This is a genomic window from Virgibacillus salinus (genome assembly GCF_900102415.1).
In the GTDB taxonomy this organism is placed as follows: domain Bacteria; phylum Bacillota; class Bacilli; order Bacillales; family Amphibacillaceae; genus Lentibacillus; species Lentibacillus subterraneus.
In genome coordinates, this window is record NZ_FNKD01000004.1 from 241,912 (window position 1) to 265,843 (window position 23,932).

The following is a 23,932-nucleotide window of genomic DNA, read 5'->3' on the forward strand; positions in this document are numbered from 1 at the left end:
ATTACGGGGTGTTAGCAATGAATGAAGCATGGTGGCAGAAAGCTGTTGTTTACCAAATATATCCTAAGAGTTTCCATGACACAACAGGCAATGGTGTAGGCGATATACAAGGGATTATCAAGAAGCTTGATTATATAAAAAAAATAGGTGTCGACGTTATTTGGCTGACACCTGTTTATCATTCACCGCAAAAAGATAATGGCTATGATATTAGTGATTATTATTCCATTGAACCAATGTACGGAACGATGGAGGACTTTGAAGAATTACTGGCTGAAACGCATAAACGAGATATGAAACTTATAATGGATCTCGTTATCAATCATACATCAACTGAACACGAATGGTTCAAAAAGGCATCGGAATCTAAAGATAATAAGTTTCGTGATTTCTACATTTGGAAGGGTGCCACGAATGGTGATGTGCCAAATAATTGGCAATCGAAATTCGGTGGCTCTGCTTGGCAATTTGATCAAAAAACAAACCAATATTACTTGCATTTATTTGATCAAACACAAGCAGATCTGAACTGGGAAAATGACCAACTCAGAGAAGAATTATATGAAATGATGCGATTCTGGACTAATAAAGGAATTGATGGATTTCGCCTGGATGTAATCAATCTTATTTCGAAGGATCAGCATTTTCCAAATGATTATTCTGGAGATGGGAGAAAATTCTATACTGATGGACCTCGGATTCATGAATACTTACACGAGATGAATCAAGCTGTTTTTTCGCCACATCGTATGATGACTGTTGGTGAGATGTCATCTACAACACTGGATAATTGTGTGCTTTATACACGCCCTGAACGGAATGAACTTGATATGACGTTCCAATTTCATCATTTAAAGGTAGATTACCGTGGTGGTGAAAAGTGGACGAAAGCGCCATTTGATTTCCAGAAATTAAAGAGGATTTTATCTGAGTGGCAAGTCGGCATGCATGAAGGGGGTGGCTGGAATGCATTGTTCTGGTGCAACCATGACCAGCCACGTGTTGTTTCGCGCTTCGGTAATGACGGAAAATACCATAACGAATCAGCAAAAATGCTTGCAACAACTTTACACATGATGAAAGGAACTCCCTATATTTTTCAGGGGGAAGAGATTGGGATGACTAACCCTAACTTTACGCAAATTGATGACTATCGTGATGTGGAATCACTAAATGCTTATGAATCGTTGCTCCGTTCTGGGAAACCTGAGGATGAAGTGTTGGCTATCCTTCAGCAAAAGTCACGTGATAACGCCAGGACACCAATGCAATGGTCAGCAGGCAATCATGCTGGGTTCTCTTCCACCACTCCGTGGATACCAATTGCAGACAATTATGAACAAATAAATGCGGAAAAGGCCTTAAGCAATCCGAATTCAATCTTTTCACACTATCAGGAGTTGGTAGATTTAAGGAAAAAGTATGATATCATAACATATGGTGACTACCAATTATTACTTAAAGATAATGATAGTGTATTTGCGTATAAACGTAATTGGAACAATGAAACCTTACTTGTTGTAAGTAATTTCTATGGAAAAGAAGTAACAGCACATATTGATTTAGCGAATTATGAGAATATAAAAATGTTACTCTCGAATTATCCGGACACTGATCAAACGTTTGATCAATTTAAATTAAGACCATATGAGTCAGTTGTGTATTATTTGAAATAATGGGGTAGAGCGCGATGCAAAAGTATTTAACGATATATCATGAACTCGTGAAAAAAATTCAGTCAAATCAATGGCCAGAGTCAACAAAGTTACCATCTGAAAACGAACTCACAGAGATATACTCTACCTCACGGGAAACAATCCGAAAGGCACTGAACCAATTGGCACAAGATGGGTATATTCAAAAGATTCGCGGGAAAGGTTCTGTGGTAATTGATACCAATAAGTTTGACTTTCCAGTCTCAGGTATTGTTAGTTTCAAAGAACTGGCAACAAATTTGCAATTACCAGCCAATACGATAGTTAATGAACTAGCAATCGTTGAAGCGGACCAGGAATTACAATCAAAATTAAATATAAATCTTCGTGATTCAGTATGGAAGGTAGTTAGAGCAAGAAAGATTTCAGGTGAAAAAGTAATATTAGATAAAGATTATTTTAATAAGGATTATGTTCCTGAATTAACAAGGGAAATATGTGAGGATTCAATTTATGATTACCTGGAGAATCAGCTTGAATTGAAAATAAGCTTTGCCCGAAAGGAAATTGTTGTTGAAGAGCCTTCTGAAGAAGACCGAGCTCTACTGGATCTTGAAGGCTATTCTAATGTTGTCGTAATTAAAAGCATGGTATACCTTGAGGATACAAGTTTATTTCAATATACAGAATCACGGCACCGTCCGGATAAATTTCGATTTGTTGATTTTGCCAGACGTGAAAATAATAAAAGCTAACTCCTTTACACAGGAGTTAGCTTTTATCAAATGTTGAACTATTGGTATTTGGTGGCAGGTTCCCGGTTGGAGGTGTACCGTGAATATAGGCTGGTGATGGTTTAAGAAATGGAACCTGACCCTTAGCCTCTGGGTTCGCTACATATTCAAAGTTACCCTGTCCATTATAGGAAGGTCCGATTGCCCCATCTCCCCTGTGCACTTTCTTCTCCCTTGGAAAAATTCATGAATGAATAGGAAACCTGTTGTTTCTTGTTTTCCTGTGGGAATGTGCTAGGAACAATTGCCTTTTGAATTTGTTCCAGTTCTTCAATAGCAGCCATCCACTGCTGATTTTGGTGCATTGTGTCTCGTGCAATCAGGAATGAAAGCATGTCTCTGACCCCTGGATCAGTTGTTGATTCATATAAAACGCACAACTTGTAATCTTCCTTGTGATTCAGCATTTAAATTTGCCCGAAAACCAGCCAATAAATTACCGCTTGAAATCGTATAGCGGGAATTCTTAGAAAACTTGGCTTATCGCCAAGCCTTAATGGCGAAAGTCTTAGTTGCACTTATGCAGTAAGAAAGTAACTGCCAAGGATAACCGGTACTGTCTGTTGGCGTAGCGCCTAACCCTGAAACTATAATATGCTGACGATTCATTCCCTCTAGTGCTGCTTCTACTACCGGATTCTTTGCTGCTTCATCCTGTTCCTTCGCTGGGGCTCCGTCAAGTAATTGAGCGATCATTGTTGTTAACACATGGGCAATTTCCTCTGTACCTATATCAAGTATCATATCCTTGTATTTTTGGTCGCCACGACAGTTCCACCCCTGGAAAAGATATTGCATCATAACTGTCATTTCGCCGTACTGTCCACCTAATCCCTCTTGCAGTTTCTTTGCGTATACAGGATCTGGCTTTGAAGGTTTCGCATTGTATTGCAATTCCTTAATATGATGAAACACATCGATTCCTCTTTTTTATGATAAGCTACTTTTATAGTTTGTTTAATAGTACTGTAACTATACGGAGAAAGCAGGTGCATTGAATGAGGATATACTTAAAACGAATTCGGTTTTTATTTAAATTTCACAAATCTATTCCATTTTTAAAAGACTTCTTTATATCCAAAGAGATTAAACCCATTACTAAATTGATATATGCGCTTTTAATTATTAGCTATATCGCTATTCCATTTGATATTATCCCGGACTTTTTGTTTATATTTGGGATTGTTGATGATATAACGATTGCTATTTTCCTTTTGGAGCGAATGGTTAACTCTGCTCCTCAATCACTAAAAGAAAAACATGAATTATTTGATTAAATTAAGGTTGTTATAGTGCTATCACAACGTTTCGGAAATAAACTTCGCGAACCTGGTCAGAGAACAATACTAAATACAACAAATGGGTTAGCCTTAGCTTGTGTAACAGTGTATATCAACTAAGACCCATTGCTTGGAAAAGGAAACAATCTTTTGAATAGCAGCCAAAACTAAAAAGCCGGAATGCAATTTTCTAGTTTGCATTCCGACTTTTTATGATTGCTTTTCGTCTTTTTTGTCATTTGGAATATACTTTGTATAGTATGCTGCAAATATTAAACTGATGAACGATAAGCCCCAGGCAGCTATTCCACTCCACTGCAGGTTCATTCGCAGACCTATAATTAGTATGATAGCACTCAGGATGAGAAAAAAGGTTGATAAATAACGTTTCACTGAAAACACCCCAATTATTAAAGGTAACTGATAATTACGATATGAAACTTTTTAATCTCTCGTTAATAATAATATGCCTTTCATACTAGTTATAACATAACTCCTGCAAACTTTTGAAGGATTCTATTGTCCAGCCACATCCCTTTTTGTGAAAAATACCCAGGATAGAACAAGGAAAATTAAGTAATATACAACCAAGACTGTTATAGAGAATCCTAGGCTCATTCCATCAAGCCAAGGTGTGCCATTTGTATACTGACTCAAATCTGTATTCGCAAACATGATGTATTTTGCCCAACTATAGTCTGCGAAAAAGGTTACAATCGCATTACCAGCAAGCATGAGAAAAATAGCTATCCCGATTGCCAGTGAGCTTTGACGGAAAATTGCTGAAATCATGAACGCAAATGTTGCCATCATTAATAGTGTTACAAGCTGGAATCCATACCCTTCAATAATTTGCTGAATGACAGATACGTAAGAATAGCTTTCACTTTGGTTAAGAACGATATGCGGGTCCATTCCGTTTATCCCGAAAAATAGGATGCCAACTACCCAAGAAAACACTAAAACATATAGTAGTGTAAATAATGCGAACAACAGGACCGACACATATTTTGATAATAATATCTTCGTACGTGTGATCGGCCGGATGAGCAGCAGTTTAATGGTACCCCATTTAAATTCATTTGCAATTATTCCTGCTGCAACGATTATGGTAAATAAGCTCACTAGTGATAGCAAAAATTCATTTTCCATTACAAATTGCCAAGCATCATAGCTGCTAGGTTGGATATCATTATCAAGATAGTAGTTATTTTCTTCAATCTGACGTGCGTTAAAGCCTTGCATCATCTCTTCTTCTTCTATTTGTTTCTTTAAATCTTCATTTTCCTGCTGGAGTGTTTGTTTCCAATTACTATCCTGATATTTTTCATTGGTGCCCGGGGCATTGGCACCTTGTGCAAAGTTACCAAGAAAAGCTAACCCAAGAATAATGAGAGATACAAGAATGTACATTACCCATGTTGACTTGCGTATGTATAACTTGTACTGTTCGTTAACTAAAAGCTTAAAAAAATTACTCAATTGTATTCTCTCCAATCAAATCAAAGAATTTATCTTCTAGTGTTGATTTCGTAATAGATACCTGGTAGACAAGGACGTCATTATTTATCAGTGTTTTAATGATTGATGGTATTGTATCACGCTCACTCTGGATGGTTATTGTGCCGTTTTCTGAAGTTGCATCAATATCATGATTTGATTTTAGGATTTTGATTGCATGTTCAATTGGTGTTACTTCCATTTGTACTGGACTTGCGCTATCCTGATCAGTTGCTGCGTTAACGTCCTGTGTCGCTACAAGTTCGCCATTTTTGATAAGTCCTATGCGATCACACATTAGCTCGATCTCCGATAATAAATGACTTGAAATAATCACAGCAACGTTTTCTTCGCTGGCTAATGCTCTTATATACTTACGAATTTCGCGAATACCGGCAGGATCTAACCCATTGGTAGGCTCGTCCAGAATTAGTACTGAGGGTTTATGTAAGAGTGCTTGCGCGATCCCCAACCGCTGTCGCATTCCCAATGAGTATTTTTTTACTTTTTCATTAATTGCTTTCTCTAATCCTACTAGCCTAATTACTTCATGAATGCGTTCTTTCGTAACCCCAGGAATCATGCGGGAAAAATGCATCAGATTCTGCCATCCGCTCATGAATGGGTACATTTCAGGGTTTTCGACAATAGCACCAACTTCGCTGATTGCTTCCTTGTAATCGGTTTTGATGCTATTTCCCAGTATATGAACATCACCATCTGTAATTTGCATCAATCCAACCATCATGCGTATTGTTGTTGTCTTGCCGGCACCATTTGGGCCAATAAATCCAAATACTTCTCCTCTATCAATAGAAAAAGAAAGTCCCTTAATAATTTCTTTTTTGCCTAGCGTTTTCTTTAAATCTATTAATTCTATGGCTGCATTTGACATGTAAAAATCCTTCCTTTCCTAATGCTATACATAAGTACGAACAAATTAATAAAATGTTTCATTAAACCACAATTTTTAGATTAGAAAACTTGGCATTCGTTAAAGGGATTCTTATGAAAGCGTATTTTGCTTTCTTAGAACCCCTTATACTCTGGAGTGCAAGCCTTAATGGCGATTGCCTTAGTTGCACTTATGCAGTAAGAAAGGATTTATACTTTCTTAACTGCCAAAAAAGGTACCCCATACGAGATAGTACGTACAGAGTACCTAGGGAAATAGGGTTATTTGATTAAATCGGGATTTTCTCCTTTTGCCTCTCTAACTCGAGACTGCCGATATCCGGCGGCAATGTCTGCTTTCTTAAATTCTTTTGAATAATGAACTTCCAGAGCATCTGGTAATTGCTTGTTCTTTGTTGGCTGATATTGAGCTTTTCTCATAGTAGACTTCCTTTCTAGTGATAGATTATCAGTCTATATATTTTATTCCCATTGAATATAGATTTAAACATGGAATTATAAATATAGTGTAGTTCTATATATAATTGTTTCTCAGTCATGAAAAGTGTCATTTAAAAAATATATTTTGGTGACACCTTTTCGTTGTGAGCTTCGATTATATTAGTACAAACTACCTTTTATTTTCAAAAAAATCAGATATAATGGAAATAGTCATTTTTAATAAAAGGGGTGTAGTTATGCGAGATGTTGTTATTGTGGACGGTTGCCGTACAGCAATAGGCAGAAGAAAAGGTATGTATGCAAATTACCGATCAGATGAACTGGCCGCAGTCGTACTGGAAGATTTGGTTGAACGTTCGAATATCAATAAAGGTGATGTGGAAGATGTCATCTTAGGTTGCGTAACACAAGTCAATGAGCAAGGCGGAAATATTGCTAGGACTGCAGCTTTAATTGCTGGTTTTCCATCACATGTACCAGGTGTAACAATTGATCGGCAGTGTGGTTCAAGTCAGCAAGCTGTTCACTTTGGCGCGCAGGCAATCGCGGCTGGAGATATGGATATTATGATTGCAGGTGGTGTTGAGAGCATGACACGCGCACCAATGTTTTCCAATATGCAGGGTACAAAGCCAAGTGAAAAATTGATAGCACAATATGAAATTGTTAATCAGGGAATCTCGGCGGAAAAGATTGCCGATAAATGGAAGTTTACAAGAGAAGAGTTAGATCAATTTTCACTGCAAAGTCACAAGCGTGCATTAGCAGCAATTAAAAAGGGTAATTTTGAACAGGAAATTGTACCGGTAGAAACAGAAAATGAGAATGGACAGCTGGAACTTTTGAAAACCGATGAGGGACCAAGAGCTAATACTACTAAGGAAGCACTAGCAGAGCTGAAGACAGTCTTTAAGGAAGACGGTAAAATAACAGCTGGAAATGCAAGTCAAATGAGCGATGGGGCAAGTGCTGTACTATTAATGTCCAGCGAAAAGGCAGAGGAACTTGGTTTGAAACCAAAAGCAAGAATTACAGCCCGAACTGTTGTTGGATCTGATCCTACTCTTATGCTGACAGGACCAATCGAAGCAACAAGAAGAGCGCTGAGAAAGGCTAACCTTTCAATTGAACAGATAGATCGGTATGAAGTTAATGAGGCATTTGCTCCAGTACCGTTAGCTTGGCTGAACGATATTGGTGGAGATCCTGATAAGCTGAACGTGAATGGTGGTGCAATTGCACTTGGTCATCCGCTTGGAGCGACAGGAACGAAGCTGCTTGTTTCGTTAGTTAATGAATTGGAACGTACAGAAGGTAGATACGGTTTGTTGGCAATTTGTGAAGGTATGGGGATGGCGAATGCGACAATAATTGAACGACTTTAAAGTCTCAGATATCATATGAAAGAGCTGTAAAAGGAACGGATAAATATGGGATTAATTTAGAGTAGATTCGTTAAATATAGAAAGTGTGTTATATTAGGGTAAAAGATGCTAAGGAGCAACAGTCTATGAAACGGGGTAAATTAGTGTGGTTTCTGTTGGGGCTATTGCTATGTGTTTTAATTGCAGCTTGTTCTGATAAAGAACCTGAAGAAACTGCCGAACCAGAAAATGAAGAAACCACAGAACCCAAGAAACCAGTAGTACCAAAAGAGACAAAAGAACCAGAGGAAGTCCATAAAGAAATTACAATTTCTGCAATTGGTGATATGCTGATCCATAACACTGTATATGAAGATGCGCAAACGGATAGTGGCTATAACTTTATGTCAATGCTTGAGCGTGTTAAACCATTCTTAAATGACACAACCATTACGTTCGCCAATCAAGAAACAATGATTGGTGGTAAGTTATTAGGATTGTCTTCATACCCAACATTTAACAGCCCTTATGCTGTAGGTGATGTATTGAAAAAATCAGGTGTTGATGTCGTTTCTTTAGCAAACAATCACACATTGGATGGCGGGGAAGAAGCAATTCAAAGTGCCATAGAGCATTGGGAAAGCATTGATATGATGTACACTGGTGCATACAAGAGTGAAGCTGACAGTAACAAGATCCGGGTATATGAAACAGATGAAGGAATTTCTGTTGCTTTTTTAGCGTATACATATGGAACAAATGGACTTCAAGTGCCAGAAGGAAAAAATTTTTTAGTCAATTTAATTGATAAAGAAATAATGGCGAGTAGTATTCAGAAAGCGAAAAAACAAGCAGATGCTGTGGTATTGAGCATGCATTTTGGTAATCAATATGAACGATTACCAAGTGAAGGACAAAAAGAGCTCGTCCAATTTGCTGCTGATAATGGCGTGAACGTTGTTTTGGGCCATCATCCACATGTCCTGCAGCCTATCGATTGGGTAGAAGGTGCAAACGGAAATAAAACGTTAGTCGCGTACTCGTTAGGTAATTTTTTATCAGGTCAGGATGAATTTTATCGACGAATTGGCGGGATTTTTAAATTTACTATTCATAAAACAATTAAAGGTGAAAAAGAAACAGTTGAGGTGAAATCACCTCAGTTGATGCCGACCTTTGTAAAGTATAGCAACTGGGCGAATTATCAGGTTGCCCCGATGTACCAGTTAACAAATGATGAACTTGCAAATACTGAAAAACACTATCAGGAAATCAAAGACCATATGTCTCAGTGGGTTCCAGAGCTTGAGTTTATTGAGGAATAGCAATAACCTTACTGCTATTCCTTATCTCAGTTGGATGGAACGCTTTTTTCGTTCAATTAAGAAAGATACAAGATAAAGAAAAACGCCTAGACCAGCAAAGTATATCGTCGGAATAATAACCGTAGTTCCAAAGTCAGGCATCAAATATATAACAAGGACAAATAGTCCAATTGAAAAGGTGCTAAATGCCCAAACCTGTAAGAATTCTACCCATTTTTTTTGCTTCTTGTCATCTTTAAATACAGTATTTTTTAACCACTTAAAAATTATTATAATGAATAAAAAAGCGATTAGTACATCGATAATGAGAATTGCAATACCAGATCCTATCGAAAAGGTTGTATTGGCAGAACCGAGATCAAAAAAATAATTAAGCCCGAATTCAATTATTCCGTGTGTAAGGCTAATAATTGCCAGAAACTGCAGTATAATTGAACTTATAAATAAAATTTGACGCTTACGATTTTCAACAGGAATTTCCCCTATAATTTCTTTACAATATGTCTTTGGATCCTTGCCAAAAACTTCTTCAGCAGTTCGTCCTTCTTCCTGGGCCTGCAGAATGTGCTCTAGCAATTCAAGTAAAACCTCTTCTGTTTGCTGTTCAGATTTATTTGTGTTTAAACGTATGTACACGAGCATATCTTCATAATACTTTAAATTTTCCTCGTTTAATTGCTCCCGTTTTTCATTGTTTAACTCAATAATAGCCTTTGCATTCATATTAGATTTCTCCTTTCTCTATAATTTTATCTACTGGCCGTTTGATATTTTCCCAATGATGAACAAACTGTTTTAATGCTTCATGGCCCTCTGTGGTTAAGGAATAATATTTACGCTTAGGGCCTGATTCAGATTTCTTCATTTCTCCCTGAACTAATTTTTCCTTTTGCAGGCGCAGCAAAATCGGATAGATCGAACCCTCACTAACATCGGATAAACCAAATTCCTGTAGCCTTATCGAGAGTTCATAGCCATATGTTGGCTGCCGGCTAATAATAGAAAGGATGCAGCCTTCTAAAATACCTTTTAATAACTGACTTCTTAACGTCATATTTAAACCTACCTTGTAATGCAAGATACTTTTTTAAAAAATGCTACCTTGTATTACAAAGTAGCAATGAGAATAGTATATAAAATTTTTGTGTGAATTGCAAACATAATTTGATATGATAACGGTATGCTTGTAGAAATTGGAACTGTTACAAAGGGAGATCGTTACATATGGAATGGAAAAATATTTATCGAGGTATAATTATGGGGGCAAGTGATGTGGTTCCAGGTGTAAGTGGGGGAACCATTGCTGTTCTACTTGGAATTTATGACCAGTTAATAGCTGCTATAAATGGATTCATCAGTAAAGATTGGAAAAAACAATTAGGCTTTTTGATACCACTTGGTATTGGAATTGTGACAGCCGTTTTATTATTAAGCCATCTGCTTGAGTGGTTATTTGAACATTACCCGGCACCAACGCAATTTCTTTTTTTGGGGCTAATTTTGGGAGTACTTCCATATTTATTTCAAAAAGCAGATGCGAAAAATAAATTTAAACCGAAACATCTGGTTTTACTTATTATCGGTGCTATTGTTGTTGGTTCGATGATTTTTCTGAACGCTGGAGAGAGTGGGGTAATTGAAAGTAAAACAATGTCAACATATGTGTTATTATTTTTCTCTGGCTTTATTGCAAGCAGTGCCATGGTACTTCCAGGCATAAGTGGTTCATTTATGTTACTAATTATTGGTGTGTATCAGACAGTAATGACAGGGATAAGCAGCTTCCAGCTCGATGTTATTGCTGTAACCGGTGTAGGAATCGTAATCGGTATTGTGGTAATGAGTAAGGTTGTTAACTTCTTCTTAAATAATTACTATACAGGAACATTTGCTATTATCATTGGTATGGTTATTGGTTCGATTTTTGTGGTCTTTCCAGGATGGCCAGCAAGTAATGCACTCATTCTTTTAAGTGTAGGCACATTTGCATTAGGTCTTGCAATAGCTTACCTTCTTGGAAGAGTTGAATATAAGTCCTAAACAGATTATAAGACATGCTATCAAAAAGTAGGTACAATAGAGATAGAAAATACCAATAAGGGGTGCTTATGAATGAAACATATAGATACAGAAGAAAAATTCAATGAAGTAATTCAATCGGATAAACCAGTTATCATAAAGTTTTTCGCTGATTGGTGTCCAGACTGCAAACGGATGGATATGTTTATTGGTGACGTTATGGAAGAATTCAATAATCATGAATGGTATCAAGTCAATAGTGATGAAGTTGAGGGAATTGCGCAAAAATACGAAGTTATGGGAATTCCGAGCATGTTAATCTTCCAAAATGGCGAAAAATTAGCCCATCAGCATAGTGCTGACACGAAATCGCCCGAATCCGTAAGTTCATTTCTGCATCAGCAATTAGTATAAATTTAAAAATAGCCGCTCTCTATCGAGGGTGGTTATTTTTTTGGCAGATTTCATCGCTATGACACTGCTGCGGAAATACACTTCGCGCACCTTAGGGCAACGTTTCAGCTGTTGCTTTTCCCGCAGGAGTCTACGTATATTTCCTGCGCTGGATTTTGCTCGCTGTATTTTAAACAATTCCAGCTGCGTCATCAGAGAGCCACACTAAATACTACAGATCAAATCGGTTACCTTAGCCTGTGTCGCCCTCCAATATCAACTACTTGTTAAGATTCATTAGAAGCAACAATCTTTTAAAAAACAGCGTTATCTTTTGACCATATGTGGGAATAGGAATTCCAAAGGAGACGATGATAATGGAACAATTATTTTCACAGTTTGCTATGCCACGTGGACGTGTTGGTCAGTTAGTCGGATGGTTTATGTCGAAGGAAAACAGAGAGATTAATAAATGGACAATTGATTTTCTGTCCATAAAAAATGATGACCATATACTAGAAATCGGTTTTGGTTCAGGTAAGGCTATTAAGTATATACTGGAGCAGAAAAATTCTGTGACGATTACTGGGATTGACCCGTCTGAAGCTATGGTTCATCAAGCATTACGTAAGTCAAACAAACGTTTGGTCAATGGCCAGATTCGACTAATTGAAGGGTACGTCGAGGAAATTTCAGCACTACCTCAAAAGGTTGACAAAGTATTAGTCATAAACAATATTACATTTTGGCGTGAACCATTAAATACATTAACAAAAATTCGCAGACAAATGAATGAAGGGGGTAAAATCGCCATAACAATTAGACCACACGAGAAAGGTGCAACAGATGAAACAAGTGAGATAATTGGAGGTCAGTTAACGGCATTGCTGGATCAATCGGGTTTTACTTCTATCGAGACTTTTATCAAACCAACAAAGCCAAATGATACTGTGTGTTCATTAGGAATAAAATAAGATGATCATTCGCTATGGAATGATCATCTTATTTTTAGTAAGCGCAATGCATTTAGTGTTACAAGCAGGGTTGCCCCCATATCAGCAAAAATTGCAATCCAAAGTGTAAGCCATCCAGGGATGACGAGTAGTAAAGCGAGAACCTTGATGCCGATAGCAAAGGAAACATTTTGTTTAATAATTGATAATGTTCTCCGGCTTAATTTCACTGTGAATGGGAGTTTTTCCAGGTCATCGCCCATTAAGGCTATATCGGCTGTTTCCAGTGCACTATCTGTTCCAGCAGAACCCATTGCTACTCCTACAGTTGATGCAGCAAGTGCTGGTGTATCATTAATTCCATCACCAATCATCGCAATATCCCCGTGTTTATCCTGATGTTTTTTTATAAAATCTAATTTATCTTTGGGTAATAAACCTGCTTTTACATCGGTGATTTCAAGGTCTTCTTTTAATGCAACAGCTGTTTGAGCATGATCACCGGTCAGCATGTACGTATGGTTGATTCCTAGTTTGTGTAATTGTTTAATAATTTGTTTACTTTCTTTCCTTGGTTCATCGCGAAGTGCAATCGCTACTAGTATTTCATCATTTGTTCCACATAACATTACGGTTTTTCCAGATTCCTGGAAGTTATTCACTTCTTCATTTGGTAATTGATCGAACAGATTTGGTGACCCTGCATAAATCATTTCACCATTGATTTCTCCTTGTATTCCTTTACCTTTAATCGTTGTGAAATGCTCTACGTCAACTTTTGAAGTGTTAATTTTTTCGTCACTGATATAGTCCACAATTGCCTTTGCTAATGGATGGTTCGATTTGGTTTCCAATGCATTCAGGTAGTTTATTGCTTTTTCACGATTATCAGTGAAATAGTAAACATCGGTCACTTTTGGGGTACCGTTTGTTAAAGTACCTGTTTTATCAAAGGCAATTGATTTAATTCTTCCCATTTGTTCAAGGTAGATTCCACCTTTAATAAGAACTCCATTTCGTGCAGCGTTTCCGATTGCTGTAACGATTGCGACCGGAGTGGAGATAACCAATGCACACGGGCAGCCTACAACTAATACAGCAAGACCTTGATAGACCCACACGCTCCAGGCACCACCAAAAAGAGGAGGGATAACTGCTACCAGAATGGCAATCGCAATAATTACAGGCGTATAATATGCGGCGAACCGATCAACAAATGCTTGTGACGGGGCCCGTTCACCTTGTGCTTCTTCTACCAGATGAACAATCTTTGCAATTGTTGTATCTTCTGCTTTTTTCGTGACTTCAATTTCCAGATAACCATCTTGATTAATAGTACCAGCAAATACCTCGTCATTTGCGGATTTTTCAACTGGAATTGATTCACCGGTTATTGATGCCTGATTAATTGCAGAAAATCCGTCAATGACTCTTCCATCCATGGCTATTCGTTCTCCAGGTTTAACAAGCATAAGATCGCCAATTACGATATCTTCAATCGCTATTATTTGGTCAGTCCCATTTCGTCTGATCAGTGCTTTTTTAGGGGAAATCTTCATCAGTGAACGAATAGAGGCACGTGCTTTATCCATCGAATACGATTCAAGTGCCTCACTGATAGCAAATAAAATAACTACGATTGCTGCTTCTCGCCATTCACCAATCAGGATTGCACCAATCACAGCAATAGTCATAAGTGTCTTCATATCAAAACGAAGTCTTGTCAGGTTTATTAGTCCAGCTTTAAAAAGCGTTATCCCCCCGACGAGTGCTGCTAACCCAAAGAGGATGGTTGTCAGGTAATGTGAACTTCCAAAAGTGAATGTTGCTGCAAAACCCAGCACGACTAACAAGGCTGAAAATATAATTCTATCGTAACGGACCCAGAATGGCTCCTTAGCTTGATTGGCATTATCATTCTCCGTTACAACCTTTATGTTGTCGAACGATCCTGCTTTTTCAATGTCTGATATAGAAGCCTTGCCATCTATGTCAACTTTCAATGTGGCAAAATTAACCTCTGCATTGTCGACACCCTTAATTCGTTTGACATTATTTTCGAATGTCTTGGCACAATTAGCGCATGACACCCCTTCTACTCGATATGTTTGTTGGCTAGACGGCATGATACGAATCCTCCTTCATGTGGCTGAAGGCTTGTGAGATTAATTGTTTGATATGACTGTCATATAACGAATAATAAACAAGCTTTCCATCTTTTCGGAAAGACGCGATGCCAGCCTTGTGGAGCTGACGTACGTGGTGTGATGTTGTTGCAGTTGTTGCACCAATAATATTGGCAATATCACAGACACATAATTCTTCTTCAATTAACAATGCATACGCTATTTGTAACCTGTTTTTTTCTGCAAGCAGCTTGTAGATCGTCGTTACCTTTTCGAATGGCTGCTGCTTCATTTGCTGTTTTACACGGTCAACTTTGTCTTCATGTATACAAGTCACTTCACATATATCTTTTGGCATTTACTACACCTCATTCAAATAAGTATTTGATTATAGTATAGTCAAATAGATGTTTGAATGTCAATGGGCAATATCATTAATTAATGGAAAACGCTAGTTTATCTGAAACACTTAATCTGGCATTAGCCAGTTGCAGGTCTGTTTGGTAAATACCCTTAAACTTCTCAATATTATTAATAGCAGCAGAAATGGTGTGAATCTGCTGTTCATTTATTAATCGGTCATCCTCTGGAACATTCTTAACATTACCCCACTCAATTAAAAAGGGGAGCTGTTCTGTTACATCTTCAGGAAAAAGCATCCGCCATTCTAATATTGATCCACTTGGTTTTTTTCTGCTTCCAGGGATGGGGCCGGTAAATGGAATAGTAGACTTATGAAAGTGATCAATATATTTATCCATTTTATCTGTTCGTAACGCATACTGGATAGGACCTTCCATATTATCATCGAGTGCATCAACAACTTGTTGAATAAGAGGATTCTCTGATTGGATCGCAATTTTTTTATCAAAAATACCAATCCATTCGATATAACTGTCATTGCTGAAATAAGCCAAATAATTATATGTTCCCCAATTGGAGTGTTTACCCCCTTGTATAACAGTTACATTATGCTCTTTTCCAAATTTATCCGCTGCTTGTGCAGGGTTGTCGGATACAATAACAATGTGGTCAATTGCTAACATTCTGTCGCCTCCCTAAAATAATTTGTTATCGCAATCTTAATGCTAAAGGGCTATAATGAAAAGAAATTTATATGGGGAAGGGGAATACAGGATGCAGAAACCGATACTCAAGGATTTTCCAAATGAATTCTATACCAAGCGGCTTTATATACGCCTGCCTAAACCAGGGGATGGCGAGTCAGTCTATTTTGCTATTGATGCAAGCAAGGATGATCTGAAAAAATGGCTCCCATTTGCACAAAAGAACCAAAGTATGGAGGATGTGGAAACAAACGTAAGGGAGTCATATATCAAATTTCTGAAAAGAGAAGATATGAGAATGCATATTTTCAGCCGGGAAACGGGAGATCTTATTGGCTGCACAGGACTGCACAGAATCGATTGGGAGGTACCAAAGTTTGAAATAGGCTATTGGATTGATTCACGCAAAAGCGGACATGGTTATATTACAGAAGCTGTCCAAGGAATAACAGATTACGCTTTTAAAGAGCTTGGAGCTAATAGGATCGAAATCCGGTGTGATGTGGAAAATAGAAGAAGTAAAGCAATACCTGAACGACTTGGATTTAAAATGGAAGGTATTTTGCAGAATGATGATGTTGCAGTTGATGGGGATGGGCTCAGGGACACCTGTATCTTTGCAAAAATAAAGTAACTAACTGGCTGGTTTGCTGAATTTCACAATTTAAAAATGAAGATCTGTGTGAATATCGGTTTAACATCAATACTTTTCATATATGGTATAGTACATAAAAAGGCACATAAAAAGTGGGTGTATGTATGGGAAATCCAAACATATTAATTGTTGAAGATGAACAGAAGCTGAGCAGAGTTTTGCAGCTTGAGCTTAATTATGAAAATTATACGACTGAGGTTGCCAATAACGGGAAACAAGCACTTGAATTATTGGAAAGTAAAAAATGGGACTTGGTTCTGCTCGACATCATGCTACCGGAATTAAGTGGGATGGAAGTTTTAAGACGGTTCAGACGTAATGACACCAATACACCAATTATCCTGCTGACTGCCAGAGACCAGGTTCACGATAAAGTAAGTGGACTTGACCTTGGAGCAAATGATTATGTAACAAAACCGTTTCAGATTGAAGAATTGCTTGCTCGTATTCGAGTACATTTACGTAAGCCAACAGCTGCAGTGAATAACGGTGATTATTTGACTGTCGGTGACTTGCAAGTAGATATAAACACACGTGAAGTTAAGCGGGAATCACAGCAAATTGAACTTACACCCAGAGAATTTGATTTGCTTATTTACCTGATGAAAAACAAAAATATTGTGCTCACAAGAGACCAATTGATCGAGCATGTATGGGGATATGACTATTTTGGGGATACAAACGTTGTTGACGTTTATATTAGATATTTGCGCCAAAAAATCGACAAAGGATTTGAGAACACCTATATTAATACGGTCCGTGGTGTTGGATATACGATAAAGGAACATGTTCAATGAAACTATCCGCGAAGATTCGCCTGTTTTCAAGTCTATTTATGCTAGTACTAATATTGCTTGTTAACACATCAATTTACTATTTGTTTAAAAATATATCGATTAATAGTGAATTAGATGAAATGACCAGCCAAACGAACGAGATTGTAAAGACGCTTAACTCAAATCCGGAGATTGCCAGAAGTGAGTTATTAAGAGCCTATTTGCCAACAGATGGCATGATTCGTGTGATTGAAGAAAATGATGATCGTCTTTTGCTTACGTTAACCAAAAAAGATAGCTTTACCGAATTGCCTGCATCGTTTGTTAAAACCGAGTCAAATTCAATTATTCATTTAGAGAATCAAGCCAATTTTGTAACCATTTCTAAACCAATTATATGGGAAAATGGTGAAATTGTAACACTGCAGGTATATAAACAGCTAGTTGCACATACCGAAACAATGCAAACCTTATTTTACGTATTAATTGTAGCGTCAGCCATTATGCTTATTCCAACTATAATAGCTGGAGTATTTTTAAGCAGGTTCATTTTAAATCCGATCAAGGCATTAACTGCTGCGATGAAAGAAAATATAACCAATACAAAATGGAAAAAATTATATGTGGAATACAGATCACGTGATGAACTTTATGAAATGGAAAATACGTTTAACACGATGATCGAGTATTTAAAGGATAATTTCGAAAAACAGGAGACATTTGTATCAGATGCTTCACATGAGTTGAAAACACCGATATCAATAGTAAAGAGTTATGCAGAGCTATTGGAAAGACGTGGACAGGGTAACCCGGAGCTTTTCAATGAGTCAATCCAGGCTATTGAATCCGAAGCAGATCGTATGCAAAAGCTGGTAGAACAAATGCTGTTGCTTGCAAGAAATCAGGAAAAAGACGCGCATGAACAAATAAACATAGTTGATATTTGTATGGAAACAGTTGCCAAATTTACAGGTGCATATGAGCGCGAAATTATTTTAGAAACAGCAAAAGATGTGCTTTATATGAATGGAAGTCAAGACCAATTACAGCAGGTTATTTATATATTAATTGATAACGCCTTAAAATATAGCGATGGGACAGTAAAGTTAACTATTCGGGAAAAGAACACCCATGTTATGGTTAATGTCCAGGACTCAGGTCAAGGGATTCCAAACGAAGAGCAGGAAAAAATATTTGACCGGTTTTACCGAATGGAAAAATCAAGAAACAGGGATTTAGGTGGTACTGGACTTGGACTATCCATTGCAAAAACAATTGTTGCAGCTCATGATGGAAGTTTAAGGGTGACGAGTGAAGCAGGAAAAGGCTCCACCTTTATGATGGAATTTCCAATTGTTAAGGAAGGTTAATGTTATTCTCATCAAATTCTAATCTTTTGCACAGTGTCCTTTCACTTGAAGGGGATATGATGTAATTAAGAACAAAGAGGAGGAGAATAAATTGAAGAAGAAAATTGGTATTGCGTTAGCAGTTTTTATTGGTGCAACTGCGATGGGACTGGGTATTTATCATTCAGATGCAGCACAGGCTGAACCCAAATTATCAACAGAGGAAATTGAACAATTGGTAAAGGACCAGTATCCAGGAGAAATTACGGAGATGGAACTTGAAAAAAGCCGAAATCGGGCTGTGTATGAAATAGAAATTCATGATGGCCAAAAGGAATATGAAATTAAAATGGACGGAAATACCGGTGAAGTATTGAAACTAGAAGAAACAATGATTGCGAGTGATGTAAAGCAATCAAATGAAGTAAATATTGATGACAATAAAGATGATAATAAGAGTACTAACAATAGCAATGTTGATGATAAAAAGGTTGAAAAAGATGATAACCGCGACGATGATACCAAAGAATTAGCCATCAAGGAAAAAGACGATTCCACGAAAGATGATAAGAATCAGCAAACCAAAACTGATGACGATAAATCTAAGGTTGGGAAAGTTGTTATTGACATTGATAAGGCAAAGGAAATCGCACTTAGTGCATTTTCAGGAACTATTGTAAGCATCGAGTTGGATGAGGATGATGGACGCCTGTTATATGAAATGGAAATGGATACAAATAAAAGAGAAGCAGAAATTGAAATAGATGCCTATACCGGAGAAGTTCTGGTATTGGATATCGAAAGTAAAGATAGCGATGATGCTGCCAACGACTCTAACGATAACTACGATGATAGTGACGATAGCGCCGATAATGATAACGACGCTGACGCTGATGATGACGACACTGATGACGACGACTAATTGCAAACTTGAAAGCTACCAGATCAGTAGTTAATCTGGTAGCTTTATTTATGTTTTGACGGTGAAATTATTTGTTATTTTTGCATGTACAGTTTCGTACTTTTCAAAATAGGAGCGAATTAATTCAACAGCATCTTTCTGAATTTCTTTTACAATTGGTTTCCCTTTAAACATATCATAATCACCACCACCGTTAGCACGATAATTGTTTAATACGACATGGTATTTCCCATTTCTATCTAAATTCTTACCATGATACTTAACGTTTTCAACCCTGTTCCCCATAGGCTGTTGTACATTTATTGTGTACTCTATTCCTTCCCACATATCATAGTTGTAATGCTGTGGTTTCGGATCAATATAGGTAGGGTTAACTGCTATTTTTCCATTTTTTAAAATAAAGTATTGGGCACTTTTTTCAAGCGCATCTATTATATCCTGTCCCGATAATTCAAGTACCACTAGGGTATTTGGATACATATAGTTTGAAACAATATCACGCATAGTAACGGTGGAATCAAATCCTTTGGAGTCATTATTTAACAGAGAGGTAACAGAAATATCTATGCCACTTGCCTCCATTTGTACTTGCTGGATAAATTCTATAAATGGATGCTTCCCAACTCTTGCCTCTAACGGATCATTTATTGTCATATCGCCATCAACGTATCCAATTGGCTGGTCGAGCCATTGTTGAGTGGAAGACTCGAGATCCTTCATATAAGAAAGAACATCTTCATCTGACTGTACGCCTTCTAATGTGTTAACTGATGCATGCTTATCAATTAATTTCCAGCCATTATCAGAATGCTTCATTGTGATATCAATTTCACCATACATTTTACCGTTGTTACCGGGTTGAACGACTAGAACGTCATTTATTGTGCCAGTTAAGTTACGGTGCTGATGCCCTGTTAATAATATGTCAATTCCTTCTATTTGTTCACACATCGCATAGCCCTGGTTTTCGCCGGTGGGTGCTTCTGTTTCTTCACCAGTCTCAATATCACGTTCAAATCCCCCATGGTACGAGGCAACCAGAACATCAGGTTCTTCAATTTCATTAATATGTTTAACCCATTTTTGAAGTGTAAAAAGCGCATCAGCAAATTGTATACCTTTAGTATGATCTGGCGATTCCCAGTTAGGGATATAGTGAGTCGTTACACCTACTATTGCTATCGTAATGCCATTGTTCAACGTCTTGATAATGTAGGGTGGTCCAAAATAGGGTTCGCCATTAATATCGATACTGTTTGCTGAAATCCAAGGGAAATCAGACTCTTTAACAGCATCAGTTAAGATTTTCTTCCCAAAATTAAATTCATGATTACCAATCACACTCGCTTCGATTCCTATCTGATTCATGACGCCAATCATAGGGTTTTCTTTATCAGCATGTTCTTTTACATAATGGGTCATTAACGGTGTTCCCTGAATTAAATCTCCATTATCTAATACAATTACATGCTTATTTTCCTGTCTTACTTTTTGAACAGCTGTAGCGTATTTAGCTAGCCCTAAATCTGCATGTTCATTTGTCCCATATAAAACGGGTAATACATTTCCATGAACATCACTCGTATATACTAGTTTGATAGTTGCTGTGTTGTTATGCACTACGTTACATCCTTTCTAAGAAACCTGTTATAACAGATAATTGCGCTTTATTTTAGACTGTTTTCTATAAGTTTGTTTTTTGATTAGAAAACCTGGCATTCACCAAGCCCTTCTGGTAAAAGTCATAGTTGCCAAAAATCTATAAACAGCGAACAACTCTATCGTATATTCCTTTCATACTTGATAAGATGAGTGCTATGACACAGCTTCGGTTACGAAACGAGCCTTAATAAAATATTAGTATTATAATGAAAGAAACGAAACCAGAGCAAGCTCTTGGATTTCGTTTCTATTATAACTTATTATACAATTTTCCGTCTGATTCTTGCAGAAATAGAGTCAATTACTGTCACCACAATTATGATGGCAAGCAAGATTAATCCCATTTCATTCCAGTTACGGTTGTTTGCTGCAAAGATAATCATAGTACCAATACCACCTGCGCCAACGATACCCAGAATGGATGATGCACGAATATCGATTTCGAAACGGTAGATGGCGTACGATAAGAATTCAGGAATAATCTGTGGCATAACACCATAGAATAGCATTTGAACTTTATTAGCACCATTGGCTTCCATTGCTTCGACAACTCTCATATCAATTGATTCAACTACCTCAGAATAGAGTTTTCCAAGCATTCCTGTTGAGCCAATTGCAATTGCAAGCACACCAGCAAATGCATTTGGTCCTACTGCAACAACAAAAAGAATGGCCAAAATAATATCTGGAAAGGCGCGAATAGCGGATAGAATCCATTTTCCAGATGCTGTTAATAATCTGCTTCTTGACATATTTTGAGCTGCTAAGAATCCTAATGGAATCGCTAGAATAGCAGCCATGAAAGAACCGGCAAACGCTATAGTGATCGTCTCAAACATTTTCCCAGCTACTTCTCCGGTTGCTTCCCAATCTGGGTGGAATAATTTAGGAATGACACGATGGAAATTATTTATCGCCCGTTCAGCTGCGCGTCCCCAATCCACGTCAATACCTAAAAAGGTCCAAACGTAAACGGCAACTATTGCGAGAAAAATCATTATCCGTTTTGTTTTTTTGAAAAGAGAACGTTTCGGTTTCGGAGGGAGAGAGTATGTTGCCATTATATCAATGCCTCCCTTAGCTTGTTGCTTATATATTCAATAATAAGTACTACGATAAATATTAATATGATAATTGCCATAACGTTCGGATAGTTATAAAATCCCAGCTGCTGATCCAGTACAAGACCAATACCACCTGCACCAACTAACCCAAGTACAACAGAAGCACGAATGTTTATTTCAAATACATACAGTACAAAGGATGCAAACTGTGGCAGGACCTGTGGCACAAGGCCATAGTAGATTACCTGAAACACATTCCCCCCAGAAGCACGCATTGCCTCAAGTGGATTCATATCAACAGATTCAATTGTTTCACTAATCAATTTTGCCAGAATCCCCAGTGAGAATATAATAAGTGCGATAATACCTGGAAACAGTCCGATACCAAATAATCCAACGAAGACAACAGCTAAAACTAAGTCGGGAATTGTTCGGAGGATATTCAGAAAAGTTCTTGTCGTAATATATATTGGTTTAAAGGTTGCAATGTTTTGCGCTGACAATAATGCAAGTGGGACCGTCAATATAGCTGCGACAGTTGTCGCGATAATAGCCATTTGAATTGTTTGTGCCATTGGGTCCCAAACTGCAGGGATAACACTTAAATTAGGAGGGAAAAATTTATTAATAACCACTCCCATGTTTCCTAATGCATCTGCAAATCCACCAACCATTTGACGCTGTGTCCATACCATGCTAAATAGGTAAAAGCCAATTACGATGAAAAATATAAGTGTAACTTGGGCTTTTGTCTTTGCGGGATAAAGAGGTGGCGTCATTTGAGAGGATGTGGAATTAGTTTGATTATTCACGATTCCTGCGCCCCCCCACGTAAGTCATCCTCACGTATGGTACGGCCATAAATTTCTTCAAATGTTTTTTCGGATACCTCTGATACTGGTCCATCAAACACAACCTCACCAGCACGCATACCAATAATTCGATCAGCATACTCCATAGCCATATCAATAAAGTGCAGATTTACGATCGTTGTTATGTTATCTTCTTTATTTATCTTTTTTAAATAAGTCATTACCTGATGTGATGTTGGCGGGTCAAGTGATGCCACGGGTTCATCAGCAAGTATATAGTTAGGCTTTTGTGTTAAAACACGGGCAATACTGACACGCTGCTGCTGTCCGCCACTAAGTTCGTCGGCACGACTATGAATTTTATCATCAATATTTACACGTTGCAGGCTTTCGTAGGCTAGTCCGATATCTTCTTTCTTGTAAAGATTAAGAATGGAGCGTAGTGTACCCGTATGACCTAAACGGCCGGCAATAACATTCTTCAATACATTAGAGCGATTTACCAGGTTATAACTTTGGAATATCATACCAATCTTTGTGCGAAGCTTACGAAGGTCGGAGCCACGATACTTAAGTATATCTTCGTTATCAATTAAAAGGGAACCGGAAGTGGGTGTGACCAGACGATTCACACTACGAATGAAAGTAGACTTTCCCGCACCGGAAAGACCTACAATAACTACAAATTCACCATCATTTATTGTTACATTTATATTTTTTAAGCCTTCTGTTCCATTTGGATAGACTAGGCTTACATCTTTAAATTCAATCATAATATGTATTTCCCCCGTTACATTTGTTTGAGAAAATGGCTAAGATAAACGTTAGAAAAAGGAGGAGATAATTACCTCCCCCTTTTT

General features: G+C 37.6%; 25 protein-coding genes and 1 pseudogene. 12 read left to right on the forward strand and 14 right to left on the reverse strand.

What is annotated here, in order from left to right; all coding sequences use genetic code 11:
- Positions 1-17: 17 nt before the first annotated feature.
- Positions 18-1,676, forward strand: a complete 1,659-nt coding sequence (gene treC, locus BLS02_RS16805; protein WP_092494187.1) for an alpha,alpha-phosphotrehalase — start codon at positions 18-20, stop codon at positions 1,674-1,676.
- Between the two features lie 14 nt (positions 1,677-1,690).
- Positions 1,691-2,410, forward strand: a complete 720-nt coding sequence (gene treR, locus BLS02_RS16810; protein ID WP_092494188.1) for a trehalose operon repressor — start codon at positions 1,691-1,693, stop codon at positions 2,408-2,410.
- Between the two features lie 16 nt (positions 2,411-2,426).
- Here treR and BLS02_RS16815 read toward each other — a convergent pair.
- Positions 2,427-3,364: pseudogene (locus BLS02_RS16815) on the reverse strand (manganese catalase family protein).
- 83 nt (positions 3,365-3,447) lie between these two features.
- Here BLS02_RS16815 and BLS02_RS16820 point away from each other — a divergent pair.
- On the forward strand, positions 3,448-3,726 hold the full coding sequence (locus BLS02_RS16820; protein ID WP_092494189.1) for a YkvA family protein: 279 nt from the start codon (positions 3,448-3,450) through the stop codon (positions 3,724-3,726).
- 213 nt (positions 3,727-3,939) lie between these two features.
- Here BLS02_RS16820 and BLS02_RS16825 read toward each other — a convergent pair whose 3' ends face one another.
- The 4 genes from BLS02_RS16825 to BLS02_RS16840 form a co-directional block, all read right to left on the reverse strand.
- Positions 3,940-4,122 carry a hypothetical protein gene (locus BLS02_RS16825; RefSeq protein ID WP_092494190.1) on the reverse strand — a complete coding sequence of 61 codons (183 nt, stop codon included), beginning with the start codon at positions 4,120-4,122 and terminating at the stop codon, positions 3,940-3,942.
- Between the two features lie 123 nt (positions 4,123-4,245).
- A complete protein-coding gene (locus BLS02_RS16830; protein ID WP_092494191.1) occupies positions 4,246-5,211 on the reverse strand; it encodes an ABC transporter permease in 966 nt (321 codons plus the stop codon).
- Positions 5,204-6,124: an ABC transporter ATP-binding protein gene (locus BLS02_RS16835; protein WP_092494192.1), complete on the reverse strand. Its 921-nt coding sequence runs from the start codon at positions 6,122-6,124 to the stop codon at positions 5,204-5,206. The genes BLS02_RS16830 and BLS02_RS16835 overlap by 8 nt, the downstream gene beginning before the upstream one ends.
- A gap of 281 nt (positions 6,125-6,405) precedes the next feature.
- Positions 6,406-6,564: a YfhE family protein gene (locus tag BLS02_RS16840; RefSeq protein WP_092494193.1), complete on the reverse strand. Its 159-nt coding sequence runs from the start codon at positions 6,562-6,564 to the stop codon at positions 6,406-6,408.
- A 257-nt stretch (positions 6,565-6,821) separates the two neighbouring features.
- Between BLS02_RS16840 and BLS02_RS16845 the strand changes: the two genes are divergently transcribed.
- Both BLS02_RS16845 and BLS02_RS16850 read left to right on the forward strand, forming a co-directional pair.
- Positions 6,822-7,970 carry a thiolase family protein gene (locus tag BLS02_RS16845; RefSeq protein WP_092494194.1) on the forward strand — a complete coding sequence of 383 codons (1,149 nt, stop codon included), beginning with the start codon at positions 6,822-6,824 and terminating at the stop codon, positions 7,968-7,970.
- Between the two features lie 125 nt (positions 7,971-8,095).
- A complete protein-coding gene (locus BLS02_RS16850; protein ID WP_092494195.1) occupies positions 8,096-9,274 on the forward strand; it encodes a CapA family protein in 1,179 nt (392 codons plus the stop codon).
- A 21-nt stretch (positions 9,275-9,295) separates the two neighbouring features.
- On the opposite strand, the gene BLS02_RS16855 is transcribed toward BLS02_RS16850, so the two are convergent.
- On the reverse strand, positions 9,296-9,997 hold the full coding sequence (locus BLS02_RS16855) for a DUF1129 family protein (protein WP_092494196.1): 702 nt from the start codon (positions 9,995-9,997) through the stop codon (positions 9,296-9,298).
- A gap of 1 nt (position 9,998) precedes the next feature.
- Positions 9,999-10,328, reverse strand: a complete 330-nt coding sequence (locus tag BLS02_RS16860) for a PadR family transcriptional regulator (RefSeq protein WP_092494197.1) — start codon at positions 10,326-10,328, stop codon at positions 9,999-10,001.
- A 170-nt stretch (positions 10,329-10,498) separates the two neighbouring features.
- Between BLS02_RS16860 and BLS02_RS16865 the strand changes: the two genes are divergently transcribed.
- The 3 genes from BLS02_RS16865 to BLS02_RS16875 all read left to right on the forward strand — a co-directional run bounded on the left by BLS02_RS16865 (position 10,499) and on the right by BLS02_RS16875 (position 12,660).
- Positions 10,499-11,314: a DUF368 domain-containing protein gene (locus BLS02_RS16865; RefSeq protein WP_092494198.1), complete on the forward strand. Its 816-nt coding sequence runs from the start codon at positions 10,499-10,501 to the stop codon at positions 11,312-11,314.
- Positions 11,315-11,386: 72 nt separating this feature from the next.
- Complete coding sequence (locus BLS02_RS16870; RefSeq protein WP_092494199.1) at positions 11,387-11,707, forward strand: thioredoxin family protein; 321 nt, start codon at positions 11,387-11,389, stop codon at positions 11,705-11,707.
- A gap of 356 nt (positions 11,708-12,063) precedes the next feature.
- A complete protein-coding gene (locus tag BLS02_RS16875) occupies positions 12,064-12,660 on the forward strand; it encodes a class I SAM-dependent methyltransferase (protein WP_092494200.1) in 597 nt (198 codons plus the stop codon).
- A gap of 23 nt (positions 12,661-12,683) precedes the next feature.
- Here BLS02_RS16875 and BLS02_RS16880 read toward each other — a convergent pair whose 3' ends face one another.
- The 3 genes from BLS02_RS16880 to BLS02_RS16890 all read right to left on the reverse strand — a co-directional run bounded on the left by BLS02_RS16880 (position 12,684) and on the right by BLS02_RS16890 (position 15,811).
- On the reverse strand, positions 12,684-14,765 hold the full coding sequence (locus tag BLS02_RS16880; protein WP_092494201.1) for a heavy metal translocating P-type ATPase: 2,082 nt from the start codon (positions 14,763-14,765) through the stop codon (positions 12,684-12,686).
- Entirely contained in the window at positions 14,755-15,123 is a 369-nt protein-coding gene (locus BLS02_RS16885; RefSeq protein WP_092494202.1) for an ArsR/SmtB family transcription factor, read from the reverse strand. The genes BLS02_RS16880 and BLS02_RS16885 overlap by 11 nt, the downstream gene beginning before the upstream one ends.
- A gap of 76 nt (positions 15,124-15,199) precedes the next feature.
- Positions 15,200-15,811 carry a VOC family protein gene (locus BLS02_RS16890; RefSeq protein ID WP_092494203.1) on the reverse strand — a complete coding sequence of 204 codons (612 nt, stop codon included), beginning with the start codon at positions 15,809-15,811 and terminating at the stop codon, positions 15,200-15,202.
- Between the two features lie 91 nt (positions 15,812-15,902).
- Between BLS02_RS16890 and BLS02_RS16895 the strand changes: the two genes are divergently transcribed.
- The 4 genes from BLS02_RS16895 (at position 15,903) to BLS02_RS16910 (ending at position 19,534) form a co-directional block, all read left to right on the forward strand.
- On the forward strand, positions 15,903-16,466 hold the full coding sequence (locus BLS02_RS16895) for a GNAT family N-acetyltransferase (RefSeq protein ID WP_092494204.1): 564 nt from the start codon (positions 15,903-15,905) through the stop codon (positions 16,464-16,466).
- A 125-nt stretch (positions 16,467-16,591) separates the two neighbouring features.
- Positions 16,592-17,284: a response regulator transcription factor gene (locus BLS02_RS16900; protein ID WP_092494205.1), complete on the forward strand. Its 693-nt coding sequence runs from the start codon at positions 16,592-16,594 to the stop codon at positions 17,282-17,284.
- A complete protein-coding gene (locus BLS02_RS16905) occupies positions 17,281-18,633 on the forward strand; it encodes a HAMP domain-containing sensor histidine kinase (protein ID WP_092494206.1) in 1,353 nt (450 codons plus the stop codon). The genes BLS02_RS16900 and BLS02_RS16905 overlap by 4 nt, the downstream gene beginning before the upstream one ends.
- A 91-nt stretch (positions 18,634-18,724) precedes the next feature.
- A complete protein-coding gene (locus BLS02_RS16910) occupies positions 18,725-19,534 on the forward strand; it encodes a PepSY domain-containing protein (RefSeq protein WP_092494207.1) in 810 nt (269 codons plus the stop codon).
- Positions 19,535-19,582: 48 nt separating this feature from the next.
- On the opposite strand, the gene BLS02_RS16915 is transcribed toward BLS02_RS16910, so the two are convergent.
- From BLS02_RS16915 to phnC, 4 genes are all read right to left on the reverse strand, one after another.
- Entirely contained in the window at positions 19,583-21,154 is a 1,572-nt protein-coding gene (locus tag BLS02_RS16915) for a bifunctional metallophosphatase/5'-nucleotidase (protein ID WP_092494208.1), read from the reverse strand.
- A 302-nt stretch (positions 21,155-21,456) separates the two neighbouring features.
- Entirely contained in the window at positions 21,457-22,257 is an 801-nt protein-coding gene (phnE, locus tag BLS02_RS16920) for a phosphonate ABC transporter, permease protein PhnE (RefSeq protein ID WP_092494209.1), read from the reverse strand.
- Positions 22,257-23,039, reverse strand: coding sequence for a phosphonate ABC transporter, permease protein PhnE (gene phnE, locus BLS02_RS16925; RefSeq protein WP_092494252.1), 783 nt, complete (start codon positions 23,037-23,039; stop codon positions 22,257-22,259). Before phnE (BLS02_RS16925) ends, phnE (BLS02_RS16920) begins: the two co-directional genes overlap by 1 nt.
- 29 nt (positions 23,040-23,068) lie before the next feature.
- Complete coding sequence (phnC, locus tag BLS02_RS16930) at positions 23,069-23,845, reverse strand: phosphonate ABC transporter ATP-binding protein (protein ID WP_092494210.1); 777 nt, start codon at positions 23,843-23,845, stop codon at positions 23,069-23,071.
- Positions 23,846-23,932: the final 87 nt, after the last annotated feature.

Bases quoted from the DNA above. Each gene is read 5' to 3' on its own strand.
- treR (WP_092494188.1), top strand. From the start codon at position 1,691: ATGCAAAAGTATTTAACGATATATCATGAACTCGTGAAAAAAATTCAG.
- BLS02_RS16905 (WP_092494206.1), top strand. From the start codon at position 17,281: ATGAAACTATCCGCGAAGATTCGCCTGTTTTCAAGTCTATTTATGCTA.
- BLS02_RS16820 (WP_092494189.1), top strand. From the start codon at position 3,448: ATGAGGATATACTTAAAACGAATTCGGTTTTTATTTAAATTTCACAAA.
- BLS02_RS16845 (WP_092494194.1), top strand. From the start codon at position 6,822: ATGCGAGATGTTGTTATTGTGGACGGTTGCCGTACAGCAATAGGCAGA.
- BLS02_RS16855 (WP_092494196.1), bottom strand. From the start codon at position 9,997: ATGAATGCAAAGGCTATTATTGAGTTAAACAATGAAAAACGGGAGCAA.
- phnE (WP_092494209.1), bottom strand. From the start codon at position 22,257: ATGGCAACATACTCTCTCCCTCCGAAACCGAAACGTTCTCTTTTCAAA.
- BLS02_RS16875 (WP_092494200.1), top strand. From the start codon at position 12,064: ATGGAACAATTATTTTCACAGTTTGCTATGCCACGTGGACGTGTTGGT.
- BLS02_RS16850 (WP_092494195.1), top strand. From the start codon at position 8,096: ATGAAACGGGGTAAATTAGTGTGGTTTCTGTTGGGGCTATTGCTATGT.
- BLS02_RS16895 (WP_092494204.1), top strand. From the start codon at position 15,903: ATGCAGAAACCGATACTCAAGGATTTTCCAAATGAATTCTATACCAAG.
- treC (WP_092494187.1), top strand. From the start codon at position 18: ATGAATGAAGCATGGTGGCAGAAAGCTGTTGTTTACCAAATATATCCT.
- phnE (WP_092494252.1), bottom strand. From the start codon at position 23,039: ATGACGCCACCTCTTTATCCCGCAAAGACAAAAGCCCAAGTTACACTT.
- BLS02_RS16870 (WP_092494199.1), top strand. From the start codon at position 11,387: ATGAAACATATAGATACAGAAGAAAAATTCAATGAAGTAATTCAATCG.
- BLS02_RS16840 (WP_092494193.1), bottom strand. From the start codon at position 6,564: ATGAGAAAAGCTCAATATCAGCCAACAAAGAACAAGCAATTACCAGAT.
- phnC (WP_092494210.1), bottom strand. From the start codon at position 23,845: ATGATTGAATTTAAAGATGTAAGCCTAGTCTATCCAAATGGAACAGAA.
- BLS02_RS16860 (WP_092494197.1), bottom strand. From the start codon at position 10,328: ATGACGTTAAGAAGTCAGTTATTAAAAGGTATTTTAGAAGGCTGCATC.
- BLS02_RS16865 (WP_092494198.1), top strand. From the start codon at position 10,499: ATGGAATGGAAAAATATTTATCGAGGTATAATTATGGGGGCAAGTGAT.
- BLS02_RS16900 (WP_092494205.1), top strand. From the start codon at position 16,592: ATGGGAAATCCAAACATATTAATTGTTGAAGATGAACAGAAGCTGAGC.
- BLS02_RS16885 (WP_092494202.1), bottom strand. From the start codon at position 15,123: ATGCCAAAAGATATATGTGAAGTGACTTGTATACATGAAGACAAAGTT.
- BLS02_RS16890 (WP_092494203.1), bottom strand. From the start codon at position 15,811: ATGTTAGCAATTGACCACATTGTTATTGTATCCGACAACCCTGCACAA.
- BLS02_RS16880 (WP_092494201.1), bottom strand. From the start codon at position 14,765: ATGCCGTCTAGCCAACAAACATATCGAGTAGAAGGGGTGTCATGCGCT.
- BLS02_RS16835 (WP_092494192.1), bottom strand. From the start codon at position 6,124: ATGTCAAATGCAGCCATAGAATTAATAGATTTAAAGAAAACGCTAGGC.